Source organism: Pseudomonas sp. PD9R, assembly GCF_019200975.1.
In the GTDB taxonomy this organism is placed as follows: Bacteria; Pseudomonadota; Gammaproteobacteria; order Pseudomonadales; family Pseudomonadaceae; genus Aquipseudomonas.
In genome coordinates, this window is sequence record NZ_JAHTMR010000002.1 from 80,371 (window position 1) to 99,326 (window position 18,956).

The window sequence follows — 18,956 nt, forward strand, 5'->3', positions numbered from 1 at the left end:
TGCAGGCACCGCGTTCTGTCAGGCATGCCCCGGTGTGTTCAGGTTCATCGAACGCACGGCCAATGCCGACGCAGTCGCTTCTTCCACCGCCAGCGTGAAACGGAACGTCGCGCCGCGCCCCGGAACATCAATCAACTGAATCTCCCGGCCATGCAGTTGCAGGATGCGATGCACGATCCGCAATCCCAACCCGCCATCGCGCCGCGCGCCCCCAATGTTGAAGGGCCGCAGGAACAATCCTTCGCGCAGCTCGGGGGCGATGCCTGGGCCGGTGTCGCTGACAGTGACTTCAATAAATGATCCTTGCGGGCGCAAGCCCAGTTCGATTTCCCCACCTTGTGGCGTATGGCGCAGAGCATTGTCGAACAGGTTGGTCAGCACCCGTTCAATCAACCCCAGGTCCGCGCAGGCAGCAGACACATTGGGGGCGAACGTCGCCTTCAGTTCGACCTGTCGTGCTTCGGCGGTCAGTTCGAATTTCTGGAAAATGTCCTGCGCAAGATCGGTCAGGGAGAAGCGCTCCAGAATCGGCTGCACGAAACCGTGTTCGAGCCGCACCAACTCCAGCAGAGACTGCGCCAGCCCGCCGACCTTGCGGCTTTGATCCAGCGCAATACCCAGGTAGCGCCGGCGGTCGGCGGGGGACAGTGTGGAGTCCTTGAGCGACAGGGTTTCCAGATAACCATGCAGTGAAGCCAGCGGCGTGCGCAGGTCGTGGGAAATGTTCGCCACCAGTTCGCGGCGCTCCTGATCCTGGCGGGTCAGGGTGCGCCATTGCTCGCCGAGACGCGCCTGCATCTGCCGGAAAGTCGCATCGAGGATGGCGATTTCATCATGGCTGGCGGCTTTGCCCTCCGGCATAGGTGGCGGTGTGACCGGGACGCCGTCGATGTCGAACTGGCTGACGGTTTCGGTCAGGCGTCGCAACGGTCGGGTAATCAAGGCGAACGCCGTGAGACCGGCGATCAGGCACAACAACGCCACCAGCCCGATGGACAACAGGGCGGTATTGAGCGCGGCGCTGGTGGCACCGCGTTCAGCGATACGGTCGTGGTCTTCACCAAGCAAGACCACGTAGAGATAACCGGCCGGCTTGCCGTCGACCTTGAGCGGCGCGGCGCTGAATACCTTGCGGCCGTCGATACTGCGCGGGTCGTCACCGGGAATCGGCAAGGCATCGCCCCTGAGCAGGCGCTGGATCGGTGCCAGGTCGACCCGCTCCCGACGAATCCGACCTTCGGGCGCGGCACTGCCGACAATCTTGCCCTCGGTGTCCAGCAGGTACACCTCGACACTGGGGTTGACCAGCATCAATTGGCTGAACAAATCGCGCACGGCATTGGGCATCAGGCCCTGGGTGTCCATCAGCACCGTGTCGCGGGCGATGTGTTGCGCCAGATCCCGCGACAGCCCTTGCACCACTTCCTGTTCATGCATCTGATTGGAGCGCACCTGCATCCACGCCGACGTGCCGCAGCACACCAGCAACAAAACGGCGAACACCAGGGACAGGCGTTGTGTCAGGGTCAGCCTCATGGCTGCGGCTCCTCGCCAGTGGCAAATTTATATCCACGACCCCAAACGGTGAGGATGCGTACCGGTTGCGCCGGATCGGTCTCGATCTTCGCGCGCAGGCGGTTGATGTGAGTGTTGACCGTGTGTTCGTAGCCTTCATGGCTGTAGCCCCACACGGCGTTGAGCAGGTCCATGCGTGAAAACACCTTGCCGGGCTGGCGGGCGAAGAAGTACAGCAAGTCGAACTCCCGCGGCGTGAGGTCGAGGCGGCGATTGTCGAGGGTCACTTCGCGGGTGATCGGGTCGATGGCCAGGCCGTCGATGAGCAGGCTGCCGGCGTCCATTTTCAGGTTGCGCGCCATCGCATCGACCCGACGCAACAGCGCTTTGACCCGGGCCACCAGTTCGAGCATGGAAAACGGCTTGGCCAGATAGTCGTCGGCGCCGAGTTCAAGCCCGAGAATCCGGTGCACTTCGCTGGAGCGGGCGCTGGTGATGATGATCGGCGTGTAGCGGGCCATGGCGCGGGCGCGCCGGCAGATTTCCAGGCCATCGACGCCGGGCAGCATCAGGTCGAGGATCAGCGCATCCCAGCTGCCTTGCTGCAGCAGGCGCATGCCTTCATTGCCATCGGCGCAATGCACCACTTCGAACTGCTCATCACGCAGGTGCAGGCAGATAAGGTCGGCAATATGCAGGTCGTCCTCGACCACGAGGACACGTTTGGTTTGTTCCATCCGGCTCAATCCTTCGGCGCAATGAGCGCATTGTGCGAAATACCGCTCATCGTAGGAGCGAGCTTGCTCGCGAGGGTGTGTCAGTCGACACCTGTGTACCTGACACACCATCGCGAGCAAGCTCGCTCCTACAGTGGATGTCGTACCCATTGTGCGGGTTTTTCGGGGCTTGAGTTATCACGAATTATTTAACTCTCCGTGAGGATTTGGCGATCAACCCAAGCCTAGGCTGTGTTCCATGAAAGGCCCCAGGATTTTTCGGAGACGAGCATGTTTTCAAGACGGCAATTTCTTGTAGCGAGCGGCGGGCTGGGGGTTGCGGCCCTGGCGATCGGTGTATTGCCAAAATTTTCCGCAAGTTCTGCACTGATCAGCGATGCCAGTGCGGCGCAGGTGTTCGAAGTGACCCACAGCGACAGTGAATGGCACACCATTTTGAGCGACGAGCAGTTCGACATCCTTCGCGAAGAAGGCACCGAACGGGCTTACAGCAGTCCACTGAACAACGAGCACCGCGACGGTACGTTCGCCTGTGCCGGCTGTGATCTGCCGCTGTTTTCCTCGACGACCAAGTTCGACAGCCGCACCGGATGGCCGAGTTTCTGGCAGCCGTTGGACAAGGCAGTGGCCACCCGTCAGGACCGTTCCTTCGGGGTGCTGCGTGAAGAAGTTCACTGCCGCCGCTGTGGCGGGCATTTGGGCCATGTCTTCGATGACGGACCAAAACCCACCGGGCTGCGCTATTGCATGAATGGCCTGGCAATGAAGTTCGAACCGAAAACGGCTTGATTCCTTCCACTCGACTTTTGCAGGTAGACGCTATGTGGCTTCTGATCCTCGCTTACCTTGGCGGTGTGTTGACGATTGTCAGCCCGTGCATTCTGCCGGTACTGCCCTTTGTCTTCGCCCGCACCGGGCAGCCGTTCATGAAAAGCGGCTTGCCACTGTTGGCGGGGATGGCGCTGACGTTTGCGCTCGTTGCCACCTTGGCGGCGGTGGGCGGTGGTTGGGTGGTGCAACTCAATCAATATGGGCGCTGGCTCGCGCTGGTGTTCGTAGCGCTGTTCGGGCTGACGCTGTTGCTGCCGCAACTGTCTGAGCGCTTGACCCGGCCGCTGGTGGCAGCAGGCAGTCGTTTGTCAGAGGCGGCGGGGGCTGATGCCCGACCACGTCCCGGCGCATCGTTCCTGATCGGCGTTGCCACCGGCTTGCTATGGGCGCCTTGTGCCGGGCCGATCCTGGGCCTGTTATTGACCGGTGCGGCATTGCAAGGTGCGAGCATCCAGACCACCTTGTTGTTGCTGGCCTATGCCGCCGGTGCCGCGACTTCTCTCGCTGTGGCGCTGCTGCTGGGTGGCAAAGTCTTCGCTGCAATGAAGCGCTCGATTGGTGCCGGGGAGTGGGTGCGTCGCGGCCTCGGCGCAGCGATGCTGGCCGGTGTGGCGGCCATTGCCCTGGGCCTCGATACCGGGATTCTGGCGCGGTTTTCATCGGCCTCCACCGGCGGAATCGAACAGGCACTAGTGGGGCGCTTGGCCGGCAAATCGCCGCGCGACGATGGGACGATGATGGCGCAGAACCCGTCCTCCGAAGGCGTGATGCAAGTAGCCGACAAAACCCCCGGCACCTTGCCGGTCGAGGGCAGCCTTCCACCACTGAACGGCGCCGTGCAATGGCTCAACTCGCCACCCCTCGATGCCCAGGCGTTGAAGGGCAAGGTGGTGCTGGTGGATTTCTGGACTTACTCCTGCATCAACTGCTTGCGCACGCTGCCGTATGTGAAAGCCTGGGCCGAGAAATATCGTGATCAGGGGCTGGTGGTGATCGGCGTGCATGCTCCGGAATTCGCTTTCGAGCGTGACGTCAGCAATGTCACCAAAGCCATGAAGGACCTGGGCATCAATTACCCGGTGGCCATCGACAACGACTTCAAGATCTGGCGCGCTTTCAACAACGAATACTGGCCGGCGCACTACTTCGCTGATGCCCAGGGTCGTATTCGTTATCACCACTTTGGCGAAGGCGAGTACGCAGAGTCGGAGCGTGTGATTCAGCAACTGCTGCGTGAGGCCGGCGCCACCAAGGTCTCGGACGGCCTGATCAATGCCGACGCCAAGGGTGTGCAACTGGCCCCGGACAGCAACGAAGTGCAATCGCCGGAAACCTATGTTGGCTACCAGCGTGCCGAGCACTTCGTACCGGAAACCGCATTGGTGCCAGACAAGGTAGCGGCCTACAACCCTCCGGAAAAACTGGCACTCAATGACTGGAGCCTGGGCGGACAGTGGCACGTCGGTTCGGAGCGGGCCACCGCCAGTGCACCGGCCAGCCGCATTGTTTACCGCTTTCACGCCCGCGACCTGCACCTGGTGCTCGGCCCAGGAGCGGATGGCAAACCCGTGCGCTTCAAGGTGCTGATCGACGGCAAGGCCCCCGGCGATGCCCATGGCATGGACGTGGCACCCGATGGCAGCGGCAGCGTGACGGAACAGCGCTTGTATCAATTGGTGCGACAAACCGGCGGCGTGACGGACCGGACCTTCAGCATCGAGTTTCTTGATCCGGGCGCGTCGGCCTATGCCTTCACCTTCGGTTAATCAGCATTCAATTTTTCAGGAGTCAGCCCCATGAAACCCAAATTCACCTGGCGCCGCACCTTGTTGGCGCTGGCCGCAGCCGGTGCCATTGGCCAATGCTCGGCCTTCTCGTTCGGTGCTGAAGAGGCGGTGCTGCTTCCGCCTCCGACCCTCGACGAAACCACCCAGGCCCACAGCGAAACGGCGGTTTTCGCCGGGGGTTGCTTCTGGGGCGTTCAAGGGGTGTTCCAGCATGTCAAAGGCGTGAAGAACGCTGTCTCGGGTTACGCGGGTGGTGCGGCCAACACCGCACAATACGAGCGGGTCAGCGACGGCAATACCGGTCATGCAGAATCAGTCGAAGTCACCTTCGACCCGAACCAGGTCAGCTATGGCACCTTGCTGCAAATCTACTTTTCAGTGGCGCACAACCCGACTGAACTCAACCGTCAGGGACCTGACAGCGGCACCCAGTATCGCTCGGCGATCTTTACCAAAAACACTGAACAGCAACGTGTCGCCCAGGCTTACATCAGCCAGCTCGACGCCGCTCATTCGTTCAATAAACCGATTGTGACCAAGCTGGAAACCTTCAACGGTTTCTACCCGGCGGAGGAAGAACATCAGGACTTCCTGACGGATCACCCGACCTATCCCTACATCGTGATCAACGATTTGCCGAAGGTGGCGCAGCTCAAGCAGTTGTACCCGGATCGCTATCAGGACAAACCGGTATTGGTGAAGGCGGGGATGTGAAGGGGAGGACGGTTATCCGGAGATCACATTCTTGCCGGCGATCTTCGACCGATACAGCGCCTGATCGGCTCGGGCCATCAGGCCGGTCTGCTGCTCTTCGTCGAAACGCTGTACCACGCCGAAACTCATGGTGATCTGGAAATCCCCCACGGGCGGCAAACCTTCCAGGCTGTGGCGGATTCTCTCAGCCAGGTGCCGGGCATCGACTAGCGAGGTGTCAGGCAGGATCACGATGAACTCGTCACCGCCCCAGCGCGCCAACAGATCCCCTTCGTGCACGCAACGCTTCACGCTCTCGACCACCTGCACCAATGCGGCGTCACCGAGGGCATGGCCGTAGTGATCGTTGATGTTCTTGAAGTCGTCGATGTCCATGGCGATCAGCGACAGCGGCTGACGAAAGCGTTGGGAGCGTTCGCAGGCCTGGGGCAGTGTTTTTTCCAGACGGTAACGATTGGCGACCGATGTCAGTACGTCGGTTTCCGCCAGTTTGCGGTTTTCTTCGAGTTGAATTTGCAGTTGCTGATTGACCCGGGATAACTCTCGGGTGCGTTCTTCAACGATGGCTTCAAGGGAGTGATTGCGCCGTTCGAGTTCTTCCAGCAGGCGTTTCTTGTCTTCAATGCTGCGGTGCGCGCCGACCATCCGTGCCACCGAACCGTCCGCATTGCGTGCCAGGATGTAGCCGCGATCTTCGATCCAGGTGTAACTGCCATCCTGCATGCGGCAGCGATACTCGGCTTGATAGCCTGGTGCCTGTTGCGCCAGATAGGCATCAAACTGCGCCATGACTTGCGGGAAATCGTCGGGATGGATCACGTTTTCCCAGGTGAACACGTTGTTGTCCAGGGAATGGGGAGGGTAGCCGAGCATTTCGTACCAGCGCGGATTGCGGTAGACGAAACCGGTGTTGGCGTTCCAGTCCCAGATGCCGTCGCTGACCAGTTCCAGAATGGTATGCAGCATGTCGTCGCTCAAGTCCGACGCGTTGAACTTCAACGGTTCGATGTTCGATGCCTCACCCATCGCTGCTCTCCCTGGCGGCCTGATATCAAAATGAAATGCCTGCCGCGCAGATTAGTGCATGGTGCATCGGGCCGGCTAGTGTTTGCCCCACATCTGCACGGCGAAGTCGACGAAACGACGCAGTTTCGGCAGGCGGTAGCGGTCCTGGGCATAAACCAGATGCATCGGTCGGCTCGGCAGTTGATAGTCCGGCATCAGGGCAACCAGTTTGCCGTCCTTGAGGTCTTGCTCGACCAGTGCATCGGGCACCATGACGATGCCCATGCCGGTGCGCGCTGCTTGATGCAAACCGGCCGAACTGTTGATCAGCATCGGCCCGCTGACCGCCACCAACACTTCGCCTTCGGGGCTATTCAGACGCCATTGCCGCGCCACGGCTTGCCAGTCATCGCCCGCGGGATAGGCGAAGGCCAGGCAGTCGTGGTGTTGCAGGTCGTCGGGTTTCTCCGGGGTGCCACGGCGCGCCAGATACTCCTTCGAGGCGCACATGGTCAGGGTGTAGTCGATCAGTGGGCGGGCAATCAGATTGGAAGGTTCGAGTGCGCCCAGGCGAAACGCCACGTCCAAACCATGATCCAGCAAGTCCGGGCGCCCGTTGGTCAGCATCACGTCCAGTTTCACTCGCGGGTTTTGCAAGCTGAACTCACTCAGCGCGGGCGCCAGGCGTTCGGTGCCAAAGGTCAGCGGTGCGGTGATCCGCAGCGTGCCATTCGGTTCGTCGAGGGCTTGTTCCGCCAGTCGCTCGGAATCCGCTACCAGCCCTAACACGTCAAGACAGCGTTGATAATACGCGGTGCCAAATTCCGTCAGGCGCTGGCGCCGTGTCGTACGGTTGAGCAGGCGCACCCCCAGGCGTTGCTCCAACGCCTTGAGGTGATTACCTACCATGGTTGTGGACATTTCGCACTGCGATGCGGCGGCCGTCATGCTGCCGGCTTCCACCACTCTCACGTACACGGTCATTGCCTGGAATAAGTCCATTATCAAGCTCAGCTTTAAAATGATCGAAGTTTTGCAGCGTTTATCCAGCTCAGGTGGCCAACCATACTGCAAAAACACCCACCATAGATGGAGCTTGATGCCATGACCGCCGCCTGCCTGATGAGCACTTACCAACCCTTGGCCTTGAGTTTCAATAAAGGCCTGGGCACGCGACTGTGGGATCAGGACGGTCGTGAGTACCTGGATGCAGTCGCCGGTGTCGCGGTGACGAACGTTGGTCATTCCCACCCGAAAATTGTCGCGGCGATCAGCGAACAGGCCGGATTGTTGTTGCATACCTCGAACCTGTACAGCATCGACTGGCAGCGGCAATTGGCGCAGAAGCTGACTCGGCTGGCCGGCATGGACCGGGCGTTTTTCAACAACTCCGGTGCCGAGGCCAACGAAACCGCGCTGAAAATCGCACGGCTGCATGGCTGGAAAAAAGGCATCGAGCAACCGCTGGTGGTGGTCATGGAGAACGCCTTCCACGGCCGGACCCTCGGCACCCTGTCCGCCAGTGATGGCCCGGCCGTGCGCCTGGGGTTCAACAAATTGCCGGGGGACTTCGTCAAGGTTCCGTTCGGCGATCTCAATGCACTGGAGCACGTACGAAAGGCTCATGGCTCGCGCATCGTGGCGGTTCTGATGGAACCGATCCAGGGTGAAAGCGGCGTTCAACTGGCGCCGTCGGGCTATCTCAAAGCGGTGCGCGATCTGTGCAAACGCTGGGGCTGGTTGTTGATGCTCGACGAAATCCAGACCGGCATCGGCCGTACCGGCCAGTGGTTTGCTTTTCAGCACGAAGGCATCGTGCCGGACGTCATGACCCTGGCCAAAGGCCTGGGCAACGGCATCCCGATTGGCGCCTGTCTGGCGCGGGGCAAGGCTGCGGATTTGTTTACGCCGGGAAGCCATGGCAGCACCTTCGGCGGTAATCCGTTGGCTTGCCGCGTGGCTTGCACCGTGCTGGAAATTATCGAAGAACAGCACCTGCGGGAAAACGCCCGCGAACAGGGCGAACGCCTGTTAACCAGACTGCGCATGGAATTGGCAGACGACCCGAACGTATTGGCGATCCGCGGTCAGGGCTTGATGATCGGCATCGAACTCAAACAACCCATCCGCGACCTGACAATGATCGCCGCCCGGGAGCATGGTTTGCTAATCAACGTGACCCGCGGCCAGACCATTCGCCTGCTGCCACCACTGACGATTGATGAACGGGAAGTAGAGATGATAGTCAGAGGCATAACCCGAATACTGAAAACCGCATGAAACATGTAGGAGCTGCCGAAGGCTGCGATCTTTTGATCTTGATTTTCAGCAAGGTCGGAATCGTTAAGATCAAAAGATCGCAGCCTTCGGCAGCTCCTACAGGGGGGTGATTTGTGTTGCGAAGTTGGTGGTTTCAAACCGGTCCATCAATTGAATTTTCGAACCGGTAAACCCTTCGAATAAACGCTGGTGAGCGGCAAATCCGCTGGACTCATCACGCAGTCGATAACTGCCGGCCCACTCCAGCAATGCCATCAATCGCTCGTCGTCGTTCACTTCCCGTTGGCGAATATTCGCTACGCACTCTTCATCCTCGATGCACAGCCAGATCAGCGTCGTGGCGCGGTGAATGATTTCGCTGACGATCCCGCCATAAATCCCTTCGATCACCCAGCGTTCCTCATCGGCCGCAATTCGCGCCATGCCTAACGCTTCGCCTTGCGGACGAGCAATGTTGTATTCGTCCGACAGCCAGTGAATCCGGTCAAGATCAATCCAGGGCACCCGCAAGTGCTCGGCCAGCCGTTGCGCCAGCCAACTCTTGCCCGAGCCTGAATTGCCGATGAGCAGGGTTCGGGTCAGGTCCAATCTGTGCGGGCTTCTCGATTTCATTTTCATTCGCTGGAGTACCACCGACAGAACCCGCAGAATTGCCGCTTATTCAAGGGGAAGGAGCTCCATCAGTTGTGGGTAAGATCACTGTTTCTCATGATGCTGGCCATGACTTCGGGCGTAAATGCTGCCACTGCGCCAGCGGATATTGCTGGGCATTACTACCTGCAAGCCAGGGAAATCGGCTCGCAGTTGTTGCTGGAGCCCGACAACTCTTTCAAAGCCATGATCGTTTACGCCGGTGCGCAAGGTTCAGCTGAAGGGCGCTGGACACTTGTCGGCAACACCCTGACGTTGACCAGTGACGCCGTCGTGCCGCCCGCTGAAAATTTGCTGTTCGATTTAAGCCGTACCCGCAGTCTGGTGGGACTGAAAGATGCGCAACGGCCCGACGGCGGTGAAAGGTTCCTACAGGCGCAGAACAGCTACATCTTGAACCTGCGCTACGCACGATCCACCCCCGTTCCGAGTATCGCCCCTGTGATGGTGTCGTTTGAGTTCAATCAAGGGCCAACAGTCCAGTTGCTGTGGAACAACGCCCAGGGTCGGCAGCTTTACCTGCCGTACGGCGACCAGCGAACGCTCACCCGAATCGGTTTCCAGACCGGTGCCGATCAGACGATGCAATGGTTTTCCATCGACCCGACGACCCGCACCCTGTCACTGAACTGGGAAGTCGAGCGCGCAACCGGCCACATGACCTATGAAAAACCTGATGAGCTGACCCTTGCACAGTCTCAGCGTTTTTTTCGCAACGCCTCCAACGATCTGGCACTGATCGACCAAAACTACATGCTGACGATGAACTACGGCGTTCTTGCCGAGCCGCCCGCGATCAAGCCTGTGGATATCTTTTGGTCCTTCGACGATGGCTCGTCAGTAACGCAGCGCTGGACCGACTCGCGGCAAGCACAGTTACTCACGCCGATACTGGCCGGTAAGACCCTGAAAAAGCTCGGCGTGAAGTTGAGTGATAGCGAGGAGAGTGTGCAATGGTTCGAGGTCGCGGCGGATAGCCGGGCGCTCGACCTGATGTGGGACGAGCGACTCAACGCATCCCGTGCCCGTGACTTGTCGGGCATCTTCAAAACACTGGAGCTGGAGGTAACGGGTGATTGCCTGGCGGTGGATCTGGGCAATGGCCTGGCGTGTTATCGCAAGTAGCATCAGTCGTCGTGTTCAGGCGCAACCATTCGGGTCTTGGGTGACCCGTTTGAATTGTGCTGGTAGATCTCTTGCGGCTGACCCTTTTCATTGAAATACACCTGCCCGATCCCCGCCGAATTCCACAGCCGTTCACCCGCTTCGGCGTGTTCGGGAATATGCGGAACGATGCGCATGCGTCGGCGTTTGGTCAGCCAGTTGAGCGGTGAGCGCGGTGAGTACAGCCAGCGGTTGAGGCGGTCGAACCACTCCAGCAAGGTGCGCGGAAATTCATTCTTGATGCCGCTGCTGGTGATCTGCCAGATGCGCGGGCCGGCCTTACGGTGTCGGATCAGTACTTCGTAGACGAAGGAATAATGCACATCACCTGACAGCACCACATAGTTACCCGGTGTACGCGAGTGTCGGAAAATATTTAGGATCACCTGCGCCGCGCCGCGATGGGCCATCCAGTTTTCCGCGTCCACCAGCAGCGGATAACCGCACCAACTGAACACCCGTTGCACGGTTTCAATCAGCTTCACGCCGAAAATCGGCGCCGGGGAAACGATGATCGCCGACGGGTGATCCAGCAGTTCCTGTTGCAGTTCACTGAGGGCTTCCCAGTCCAGCAAACCCGACGGTTGCTTGAGGTTCATCTCGCTGCGCCAGCGTCGGGTGCGGGTATCGATCACTACGATGGCCGGGGTGGTGGGCAGCACGTAATGCCAGTGTTGAAACTTCAGCAGTTCATCGATCAAAGCGTCCTGCACATCACTGTCGAGATAGCGGTCGTGCCCGGTGGCGCTCAACGAGCGGGCCTGCTCCATTACGCCGCCGAAAGCATCCGGGTTGTTGCCCCAGCCCTGACACAGCAGGTAGGCGAGCAGCGCGTTGCCGATGATGCGTTTGGAAAACGGATGGCCGTAGGCCGTTTCCTCCCATTGCGCGGAAAGATTCCAGTCATCGGTAATATCGTGGTCGTCGAAAATCATCAACGTTGGCAAGTGCGCCAGTGCCCGTGCGACGTTGCCGAGCCCGGCCTTGAAGCCGTCGATGTGCGTCTGTTCCAGCGTATAACGCTTGAGCCTTTCGGGTGTCAGCGAGGGTGGTTGCGGAGCTATCAACGTCCAGCAGGTCGGTGACCAGACCAGCAGGTACATGGCCATGACTTCGGCGAAGGTCACCAGATGATTGTCAGCGCTGCTGCTGGTGAAAATCGGCTTACGTGCCCCGCCGAAAAATCGCTCGCGCAGCGTCTCGTTGCTCTCCAGCGCCGGTAACAAATCCGCACGGTGGTAATAACTGGCGGGGTGTTCGTAGAGCTTGGCGCTGTCGCTGACGACGGCGCCTTCGAGGTGTTCGCCGAACAATCCCAGCCGCTCGATCAAGGCATGAATCGCCCGCAGCATCGGCCCGGCAACGTCATCTGCATAGACCTGATCGCCGCTCATCATCAACAGCGCCGGGCGATACTTGGCTTCGTGCGTTTTTGCCAACAACGCATCGACACACAGCAAACCATCCGCCGCCGGGTGATGCGGTTTACGGCAGGAACCGTGCAACAGCTGATCGATGCGTGAGCGCAGGACGAAGTTCGGTCGGTGCGCTTGGCCATACAACAGATGAGGTGCCCAGTCAGCAATGCCGGTCTGTGCGTCATCAATCAGCACGTCGTACTCGATCGGGGTATCACAGGGCAGGGCAACATCCAGTTGCACATCAATCAAGTGCACGAAGGCATGCTCGCCCACTGCAACGACGGTGCATTGCCCGGCGTCGAGGCGGATGTCGGCGCGATCCTGCAAACGCAAGGTCAGCCCCAAAGACCGCGAACCCACCAGCCACAGCACCAGGCGCGTAGGCTCCAGACGCCGTAACAGCGGGCCGGCTAGAACGGGTGGCAGGGATTGATGATCTTCAGGCAAAGGTACGGGCATCCGGGGTCAAGGCTCTTGGTGCGCAGGGTGGCGATGATAGCTCAGGTCGTCGCCGCGACCTGTTAAGCCTTGTGAGCTACAGTGATTCTTCAACGCTGGTTACAGGCATTCAGGAAGGCGTTGATCAAAAGTGAGGACGCATGAACAAAATCACCCTGCCGGCTTTGGCCATTTTGATATTGGCGCAATCCCCGGCATACGCCATCAATGACAAGTACCGCAAACAACTTGAGCAATCCGGCTGCACGCAAGTGAGCGAGACTCAAGGCTGCGATATCCACAAGAGCAAGGCAGAAAATGCCAAGGCCGGGTTCAGCAATCCCGCCGCCGACAGCTCGACCGCCCAGACACCCTATGCCGGGCAGTGGGTGGCCAAAAGCGACTCAGGCGCAACCGTTGCCACCATTCGTATCGACGCCAAAGAGCAAGTCTGGGTAAACGGCAAACGGGTAAACGCCAAGCGCACCGATGGCACGCTGCAATTTCGCCAGGGCAAGATCACCTTCACGATTCAAGGTGATCGTCGTCTGACGGGAGAGGATTACTGGACCGACAGTGATGCCGGGACCAAGGGCCCGATTGAGATTGAATAGCGACGATCTGATAACTGTAGGAGCGAGCCTGCTCGCGATGGCGGCAGCACATTCAACATCAATGTTGACTGATGCACCGCTATCGCGAGCAGGCTCGCTCCTACAGGATTTCAGCCAATCTCAAAATTATGTGACCCTAAGCCTCCCAACCCGCCCCACTGACCGCTGCCTGCGCCAGTGGGTGCAAATCTTCCCCGTGATGCTCCGTCTGCCAGGCCAGCAATTCCTTGCGCATGCCGGGCGTCCAGTACATCTGCAGATGATTGCGCACCCCGAGCACGGCCAGTTGCTGGTCGGGTTCAGTGGCAAAGTACTGGGCGATCTGGTTGACCATTTTGATCAGGTTGGCCGTGCTCATCGGCGTACCTCCGCTTTCGCGTGACGGCGGTCTTTGAGCAGACGGTCCTGTTCGTCACTGAATGCCTGGAAGCGTTTTTGCCACTCCGAAGGGTGGTAGACGCGGCTGACTTCGACGGCGGTGACCTTGTACTCCGGACAGTTGGTGGCCCAGTCGGAATTGTCGGTGGTAATCACATTGGCCCCCGATTCAGGGAAGTGGAAGGTGGTGTACACCACGCCCGGGGCGACCCGTTCGGTGACCCGCGCACGCAGCACGGTCTGCCCGGCGCGGCTGCCGATGCCGACCCAGTCACCTTCGTTGATGCCACGGCTCTCGGCGTCGGTCGGGTGGATTTCCAGGCGGTCTTCGTCATGCCAGGCAACGTTTTCGGTCCGTCGGGTCTGGGCGCCGACGTTGTACTGGCTGAGGATGCGCCCGGTGGTTAACAGCAGCGGATAACGACCGTTGACCTTCTCTTCCGTCGGCACATAGCCGGTGAGCATGAAGCGCCCCTTGCCGCGCACGAATTGCTCGATGTGCATGGTCGGCGTGCCGTCTGGTGCGGCGGCGTTGCACGGCCATTGCAGGCTGCCGTGGCGCTCCAGTTCGGCGTAGCTGACGTTGGTGAAGGTCGGCGTCAGGCTGGCGATTTCGTCCATGATTTCTGACGGGTGCTGGTAGTGCATCGGGTAACCCAAAGCGTTAGCCAGCGCTACCGTGCCTTCCCAGTCAGCCTTTTCGCCTAGCGGTTCCATGACCTTGCGCACGCGGGAGATGCGTCGCTCGGCGTTGGTGAAGGTGCCGTCTTTTTCCAGGAACGAACTGCCCGGCAGGAACACATGGGCGAACTTGGCGGTTTCGTTGAGGAAAATGTCCTGCACCACAATGCATTCCATGGCCGACAACGCTGCCGTCACGTGCTGGGTATTGGGATCGCTCTGGGCAATGTCTTCGCCCTGGCAATACAAACCTTTAAAGGTCCCGCCCAGTGCCGCCTCGAACATGTTGGGAATGCGCAGGCCCGGGTCGGGTTGCAAGGTGACGTTCCACGCTTGTTCGAACTGCGCCCGCACCACTTCGTTGGAGATGTGCCGATAGCCGGGCAACTCGTGGGGGAAGGAGCCCATGTCGCACGAGCCCTGAACGTTGTTCTGTCCACGTAGCGGGTTCACGCCCACGCCTTCGCGGCCGATATTGCCGGTGGCCATGGCCAGGTTGGCGATGCCCATGACTGCGGTGCTGCCCTGACTGTGCTCGGTGACGCCCAGGCCGTAATAAATCGCCGCATTGCCAGCGCTGGCATACAGACGAGCGGCGGCACGGATGTCCGCAGCTTCTACGCCGCAGATGGTGCCAAGCACTTCCGGCGAGTTTTCCGCGCGGCTGACGAACTCTCTCCAGTGAGCGAAATCGGTGCCCTCGCAACGAGCGTCGATAAAGGTCTGGTCAAGCAGGCCTTCGGTGACGATGACGTGGGCCAGGGCATTGAGCATGGCGACGTTGGTGCCGGGGCGCAGTGCCAGGTGGAATTCGGCGCGGGCATGCACCGTGTCCACCAGATCAATGCGTCGTGGATCGATGACGATCAGTCGTGCGCCTTCACGCAGGCGACGTTTGAGCTGGGAAGCGAACACCGGGTGGGCGTCGCTGGGGTTGGCGCCCATCACCAGAATCACGTCGGCCTGCATCACCGAATCGAAACTCTGGGTGCCGGCGGACTCGCCAAGGGTTTGCTTGAGGCCATAGCCGGTCGGCGAATGGCAGACCCGCGCACAGGTGTCGACGTTGTTGTTGCCGAACGCCGCGCGCACCAGTTTTTGCACCAGATAAGTTTCTTCGTTGGTGCAGCGGCTGGAGGTGATGCCACCGATGGAGTCGCGGCCGTACTTTTGTTGCAAACGGCGGAATTCGCTGGCGGCGTAGGTCACCGCTTCATCCCAGCTGACTTCCTGCCAAGGGTCGTTGATGTGCTGGCGGATCATCGGTTTGGTGATGCGATCCGGGTGCGTCGCGTAGCCCCAGGCAAAGCGCCCTTTGACGCAAGAGTGGCCGTGGTTGGCTTGGCCGTTTTTGTCCGGAACCATGCGCACCAGCTTGTCGCCTTTCATCTCGGCGCGGAACGAGCAGCCCACGCCGCAATAGGCGCAGGTGGTGATCACGCTGCGTTCCGGCTGACCCATTTCGACCACGGTTTTTTCCATCAGGGTCGCGGTCGGGCAGGCTTGCACACAGGCACCGCAGGACACGCATTCGGAGTCAAGGAAGTTATCGCCGCCAGCGGCGGCCACGCGGGATTCGAAACCGCGCCCGGTAATGGTCAGGGCAAAGGTGCCCTGGGTTTCTTCGCAGGCGCGCACGCAGCGGTTACAGACGATGCACTTGCTCGGGTCGTAGTCGAAATACGGGTTGGAAGTGTCTTTGACGTCGGCGAGATGGTTCTCGCCTTCATAGCCGTAACGCACCTCGCGCAGGCCGACTTGGCCGGCCACGGTTTGCAGTTCGCAATTGCCATTGGCCGAGCAGGTCAGGCAGTCCAGCGGGTGGTCGGAGATGTACAGCTCCATGACATTTCGGCGCAGCGTGGCGAGCTTCGGCGTCTGGGTGTGCACGCTCATGCCTTCGTTGACCGGCGTGGTGCAGGACGCGGGATAGCCGCGCATGCCGTCGATCTCCACCAGGCACATGCGGCAGGAGCCGAACGCTTCCAGGCTGTCGGTGGCGCACAGTTTGGGAATGGTGGTGCCCAGCAGCGCGGCGGCGCGCATCACTGAGGTGCCTTCGGGCACGCTGATGCTGCGGCCGTCGATGTTCAGGGTGATCTGCACGTCGCTTTCGCGGGCGGGAGTGCCCAGATCGATATCGGTTTTCGGGTCGAATACAGTGATCATTGCTCGGCCTCCGAGGCTGGCAGACCGAAGTCGGCAGGGAAGTACTTGAGGGCGCTGACCACCGGAAAGGGGGCCATGCCGCCCAAGGCGCACAGCGATCCGTATTGCATCGTGTCGCACAGGTCCTTGAGGATGATTGCCTGCTCATCGCGACCGCTCTGGTCAGGCGCGGCCAGCAGACGGTCGATCACCTCGACGCCACGAGTCGAACCGATACGGCAAGGCGTGCATTTGCCGCAGGACTCCTCGGCGCAGAACTGCATCGCAAAGCGCGCCATCTGAGCCATGTCCAAACTGTCGTCAGCCACCACCACACCGCCGTGACCGAGCATCGCGCCCATCGCGGCAAAGGCCTCGTAATCCAGTGGCGTATCGAATTGCGACGGTGGCACCCAAGTGCCGAGCGGGCCGCCGACTTGCGCGGCCTTCAGCGGCCGGCCACTCGCGGTGCCGCCGCCGTAGTCTTCCACCAGCTCGCGCAAGGTCAGGCCAAAGGCTCGTTCCACCAAGCCGCCGTGACGAATATTGCCCGCCAGTTGGAAGGGCATGGTGCCGAGGGAGCGGCCCATGCCGTAATCGCGATAGAACTGCGCGCCCTTGGCCAGAATCAGCGGCACCGAGGCCAGGGTCAGCACGTTGTGCACCAGCGTCGGCTGGCCGAACAATCCTTTCAAGGCCGGGATCGGCGGCTTGGCGCGGACGACCCCGCGCTTGCCTTCTAGAGAGTCCAGCAGCGCGGTTTCTTCTCCGCAGATGTAAGCGCCGGCGCCGACGCGTACTTCCATGTCGAAGGCCAATCCGCTACCGCCGACATTGGCGCCGAGGTAACCGGCGGAGCGGGCGATGTTGAGTGCTGCACGGAGTGTGGCGACGGCATCCGGATATTCCGAGCGTACATAGATGTAGCCGAAGCTGGCGCCGACGGTGATGCCGGCAATGGCCATGCCTTCGATCAGCAGGAAAGGGTCGCCTTCCATCAACATGCGGTCGGCGAAGGTGCCGGAGTCGCCTTCGTCGGCGTTGCACACGATGTATTTTTGCGCCGCTTCGGTAGCGCGCACCGTCCGCCATTTGATCCCGGCGGGGAAGGCCGCGCCGCCACGGCCGCGCAGGCCTGAATCGAATACCTCTGTCGCGGTCTGATCGCCACCAATGGCGACGGCCCGTGTTAAGCCCTCGAAACCGCCATGGGCGCGGTAATCATCCAGCGACAGCGGCCGGGTAATGCCGGCGCGGGCAAAAAGCAGGCGTTGTTGAGATTTGAGATAAGGCAACTCTTCCACCAGACCCAAAGCCAGTGGATGCATTGAAGGCTCGGCTTTTAATGCATCGAGCACAGAGGGCACATCAGCCGCAGTCAGCGGGCCGAAGCCGATCCGGCCTTGCGGGCTGTCCACTTCCAGCAGCGGTTCCAGCCAGTACAGGCCGCGCGAACTGGTGCGTTGCAGCTCCAGTGGCAGATTGCGTTCCCGGGCCTGAGTGATCAGGGCCGTGGAGACCTCATCCGCACCCACGGCACGGGCCAGCGAATCAGCAGGCAAATAAAGAGTCGGCATCACGCGTCCTCCCGGCAAGCGTCGAGCAATGCATCCAGCCGCTCGGCACTAAGCCGCGCATGCACCCGGCCATCCAATTCTAGAGCGGGCGAACAGGCACAGGCACCCAGGCAATACACTGGCCGCAAACTGATGCTGCCATCGGCGCTGCTACCGTGATCATCCAGTTGCAGACGTTCGCGCAACTGCGCGGCGAGCTGCTCGGCACCGCGACTCTTGCACGACTCGGCCCGACACAGCCGCAGAATGTGCCGTGCAGGCGGAGAGGTACGGAAATCATGGTAAAAACTGATCACCCCGCGAATCTCGGCCTGACTCTGATTGAGGGCGTGGGCAATCTCGGGGACGGCGGCATCGGGGATATAACCGATGCGTTCCTGAATATCATGAAGGATGGGCAACAGCGCACCCGCAGAGCCCTTATGGCGCTCCAGCAGACTGTTGACCACAGGCAGGTGCAACATCTCATCAGGCATTCAGCAATCCTCACGGTCACGGACAAACCAGATGGTTGTCGGTCGTCCGAAAGTGTCGGCTGCGGCACTCACACCACGTCACGGCATCGTGGCAATTTCAGGCCGTTGGCCAGGGCACCCTTGGCGGGCATCTTGTTGTGCCCGGCGCGGTCTTTGCCGCACCTCTACTGGGCATAAAGGGCAGCTTGCCACGCCGCTTTTGATTGAACTGCACCAAAGCGACGTGTTCGGTTCTGCCTACGACTATTCATTAAGTCTAGATGAGAGCCGCACGGGGCGTTGACCCACTGGCCTAATGCCCAGAGGGCCTGTCGATGCCTGATGTATATCAAGCATTTCAGGTGGGAAGAAGCATCAGAACCATGGGCAATTCTACGGAGCAGATGCGTTGACGTATTCCCCTGCAGTGCCAACGCACAACCCCTGTGGGAGTGAGCCTGCTCGCGATAGCGCCAGATCAGCCAACATCAATGCTAAAGGTGCACCGCAATCCCTGTGGGAGCGGGCTTGCCCGCGAAAGCGCCAGCCCAGCCACCATC

At 60.3% G+C, this 18,956-nt stretch carries 16 protein-coding genes; 6 read left to right on the forward strand and 10 right to left on the reverse strand.

Going from position 1 to position 18,956, the window contains the following annotated elements; genetic code table 11:
• Positions 1-18: 18 nt before the first annotated feature.
• Together KUF73_RS04875 and KUF73_RS04880 are read right to left on the reverse strand one after the other, a co-directional pair.
• Positions 19-1,536: a HAMP domain-containing sensor histidine kinase gene (locus tag KUF73_RS04875; protein ID WP_218436942.1), complete on the reverse strand. Its 1,518-nt coding sequence runs from the start codon at positions 1,534-1,536 to the stop codon at positions 19-21.
• A complete protein-coding gene (locus KUF73_RS04880; RefSeq protein ID WP_218436943.1) occupies positions 1,533-2,252 on the reverse strand; it encodes a response regulator transcription factor in 720 nt (239 codons plus the stop codon). Before KUF73_RS04880 ends, KUF73_RS04875 begins: the two co-directional genes overlap by 4 nt.
• Before the next feature lie 270 nt (positions 2,253-2,522).
• Between KUF73_RS04880 and msrB the strand changes: the two genes are divergently transcribed.
• From msrB to msrA, 3 genes are read left to right on the forward strand one after another with little or no spacing between them, the layout of a single operon-like run.
• The gene (msrB, locus tag KUF73_RS04885) at positions 2,523-3,041 is read left to right on the forward strand and encodes a peptide-methionine (R)-S-oxide reductase MsrB (RefSeq protein WP_218436944.1); all 519 of its coding nucleotides are present in this window, start codon (positions 2,523-2,525) and stop codon (positions 3,039-3,041) included.
• Between the two features lie 32 nt (positions 3,042-3,073).
• The gene (locus tag KUF73_RS04890) at positions 3,074-4,849 is read left to right on the forward strand and encodes a cytochrome c biogenesis protein DipZ (RefSeq protein ID WP_218436945.1); all 1,776 of its coding nucleotides are present in this window, start codon (positions 3,074-3,076) and stop codon (positions 4,847-4,849) included.
• A gap of 30 nt (positions 4,850-4,879) precedes the next feature.
• Positions 4,880-5,584, forward strand: coding sequence for a peptide-methionine (S)-S-oxide reductase MsrA (gene msrA, locus KUF73_RS04895; RefSeq protein ID WP_218436946.1), 705 nt, complete (start codon positions 4,880-4,882; stop codon positions 5,582-5,584).
• 12 nt (positions 5,585-5,596) lie between these two features.
• On the opposite strand, the gene KUF73_RS04900 is transcribed toward msrA, so the two are convergent.
• Both KUF73_RS04900 and KUF73_RS04905 read right to left on the reverse strand, forming a co-directional pair.
• The gene (locus tag KUF73_RS04900) at positions 5,597-6,610 is read right to left on the reverse strand and encodes a sensor domain-containing diguanylate cyclase (protein ID WP_218436947.1); all 1,014 of its coding nucleotides are present in this window, start codon (positions 6,608-6,610) and stop codon (positions 5,597-5,599) included.
• 75 nt (positions 6,611-6,685) lie between these two features.
• The gene (locus KUF73_RS04905) at positions 6,686-7,591 is read right to left on the reverse strand and encodes a LysR family transcriptional regulator (RefSeq protein WP_218436948.1); all 906 of its coding nucleotides are present in this window, start codon (positions 7,589-7,591) and stop codon (positions 6,686-6,688) included.
• Positions 7,592-7,693: 102 nt separating this feature from the next.
• Here KUF73_RS04905 and KUF73_RS04910 point away from each other — a divergent pair, with 102 nt between their 5' ends.
• The gene (locus KUF73_RS04910; protein ID WP_218436949.1) at positions 7,694-8,869 is read left to right on the forward strand and encodes an acetylornithine transaminase; all 1,176 of its coding nucleotides are present in this window, start codon (positions 7,694-7,696) and stop codon (positions 8,867-8,869) included.
• 96 nt (positions 8,870-8,965) lie between these two features.
• Here KUF73_RS04910 and KUF73_RS04915 read toward each other — a convergent pair whose 3' ends face one another.
• Complete coding sequence (locus KUF73_RS04915; RefSeq protein ID WP_218437432.1) at positions 8,966-9,457, reverse strand: AAA family ATPase; 492 nt, start codon at positions 9,455-9,457, stop codon at positions 8,966-8,968.
• A 132-nt stretch (positions 9,458-9,589) separates the two neighbouring features.
• Between KUF73_RS04915 and KUF73_RS04920 the strand changes: the two genes are divergently transcribed.
• Positions 9,590-10,645 carry a hypothetical protein gene (locus KUF73_RS04920; protein ID WP_218436950.1) on the forward strand — a complete coding sequence of 352 codons (1,056 nt, stop codon included), beginning with the start codon at positions 9,590-9,592 and terminating at the stop codon, positions 10,643-10,645.
• Between the two features lie 2 nt (positions 10,646-10,647).
• On the opposite strand, the gene KUF73_RS04925 is transcribed toward KUF73_RS04920, so the two are convergent.
• Positions 10,648-12,564, reverse strand: a complete 1,917-nt coding sequence (locus KUF73_RS04925) for an alkaline phosphatase D family protein (protein WP_218436951.1) — start codon at positions 12,562-12,564, stop codon at positions 10,648-10,650.
• 140 nt (positions 12,565-12,704) lie between these two features.
• Here KUF73_RS04925 and KUF73_RS04930 point away from each other — a divergent pair, with 140 nt between their 5' ends.
• Complete coding sequence (locus KUF73_RS04930) at positions 12,705-13,157, forward strand: hypothetical protein (RefSeq protein WP_218436952.1); 453 nt, start codon at positions 12,705-12,707, stop codon at positions 13,155-13,157.
• A gap of 136 nt (positions 13,158-13,293) precedes the next feature.
• Here the strand turns inward: KUF73_RS04930 and KUF73_RS04935 are convergent, their stop codons facing one another.
• Genes KUF73_RS04935 through KUF73_RS04950 form a run of 4 tightly spaced genes read right to left on the reverse strand, consistent with a single transcriptional unit; the run spans position 13,294 to position 18,417 of the window.
• Positions 13,294-13,515 carry a formate dehydrogenase subunit delta gene (locus KUF73_RS04935; RefSeq protein ID WP_133840487.1) on the reverse strand — a complete coding sequence of 74 codons (222 nt, stop codon included), beginning with the start codon at positions 13,513-13,515 and terminating at the stop codon, positions 13,294-13,296.
• Entirely contained in the window at positions 13,512-16,385 is a 2,874-nt protein-coding gene (gene fdhF, locus KUF73_RS04940) for a formate dehydrogenase subunit alpha (protein ID WP_218436953.1), read from the reverse strand. Before fdhF ends, KUF73_RS04935 begins: the two co-directional genes overlap by 4 nt.
• Positions 16,382-17,941, reverse strand: a complete 1,560-nt coding sequence (locus KUF73_RS04945; protein ID WP_218436954.1) for an NADH-quinone oxidoreductase subunit NuoF — start codon at positions 17,939-17,941, stop codon at positions 16,382-16,384. The genes fdhF and KUF73_RS04945 overlap by 4 nt, the downstream gene beginning before the upstream one ends.
• Positions 17,941-18,417 (reverse strand): formate dehydrogenase subunit gamma, encoded by a 477-nt coding sequence (locus KUF73_RS04950; protein WP_218436955.1) that lies wholly within the window; start codon positions 18,415-18,417, stop codon positions 17,941-17,943. The genes KUF73_RS04945 and KUF73_RS04950 overlap by 1 nt, the downstream gene beginning before the upstream one ends.
• Positions 18,418-18,956 lie beyond the last annotated feature (539 nt).

Excerpts from the sequence above, each read along its gene's own strand:
- KUF73_RS04945 (WP_218436954.1), bottom strand. The coding sequence starts at position 17,941 with ATGCCGACTCTTTATTTGCCTGCTGATTCGCTGGCCCGTGCCGTGGGT.
- msrB (WP_218436944.1), top strand. The coding sequence starts at position 2,523 with ATGTTTTCAAGACGGCAATTTCTTGTAGCGAGCGGCGGGCTGGGGGTT.
- KUF73_RS04910 (WP_218436949.1), top strand. The coding sequence starts at position 7,694 with ATGACCGCCGCCTGCCTGATGAGCACTTACCAACCCTTGGCCTTGAGT.
- KUF73_RS04900 (WP_218436947.1), bottom strand. The coding sequence starts at position 6,610 with ATGGGTGAGGCATCGAACATCGAACCGTTGAAGTTCAACGCGTCGGAC.
- msrA (WP_218436946.1), top strand. The coding sequence starts at position 4,880 with ATGAAACCCAAATTCACCTGGCGCCGCACCTTGTTGGCGCTGGCCGCA.
- KUF73_RS04925 (WP_218436951.1), bottom strand. The coding sequence starts at position 12,564 with ATGCCCGTACCTTTGCCTGAAGATCATCAATCCCTGCCACCCGTTCTA.
- KUF73_RS04930 (WP_218436952.1), top strand. The coding sequence starts at position 12,705 with ATGAACAAAATCACCCTGCCGGCTTTGGCCATTTTGATATTGGCGCAA.
- KUF73_RS04920 (WP_218436950.1), top strand. The coding sequence starts at position 9,590 with ATGACTTCGGGCGTAAATGCTGCCACTGCGCCAGCGGATATTGCTGGG.
- KUF73_RS04875 (WP_218436942.1), bottom strand. The coding sequence starts at position 1,536 with ATGAGGCTGACCCTGACACAACGCCTGTCCCTGGTGTTCGCCGTTTTG.
- KUF73_RS04880 (WP_218436943.1), bottom strand. The coding sequence starts at position 2,252 with ATGGAACAAACCAAACGTGTCCTCGTGGTCGAGGACGACCTGCATATT.
- KUF73_RS04950 (WP_218436955.1), bottom strand. The coding sequence starts at position 18,417 with ATGCCTGATGAGATGTTGCACCTGCCTGTGGTCAACAGTCTGCTGGAG.
- KUF73_RS04935 (WP_133840487.1), bottom strand. The coding sequence starts at position 13,515 with ATGAGCACGGCCAACCTGATCAAAATGGTCAACCAGATCGCCCAGTAC.
- fdhF (WP_218436953.1), bottom strand. The coding sequence starts at position 16,385 with ATGATCACTGTATTCGACCCGAAAACCGATATCGATCTGGGCACTCCC.
- KUF73_RS04905 (WP_218436948.1), bottom strand. The coding sequence starts at position 7,591 with ATGGACTTATTCCAGGCAATGACCGTGTACGTGAGAGTGGTGGAAGCC.
- KUF73_RS04890 (WP_218436945.1), top strand. The coding sequence starts at position 3,074 with ATGTGGCTTCTGATCCTCGCTTACCTTGGCGGTGTGTTGACGATTGTC.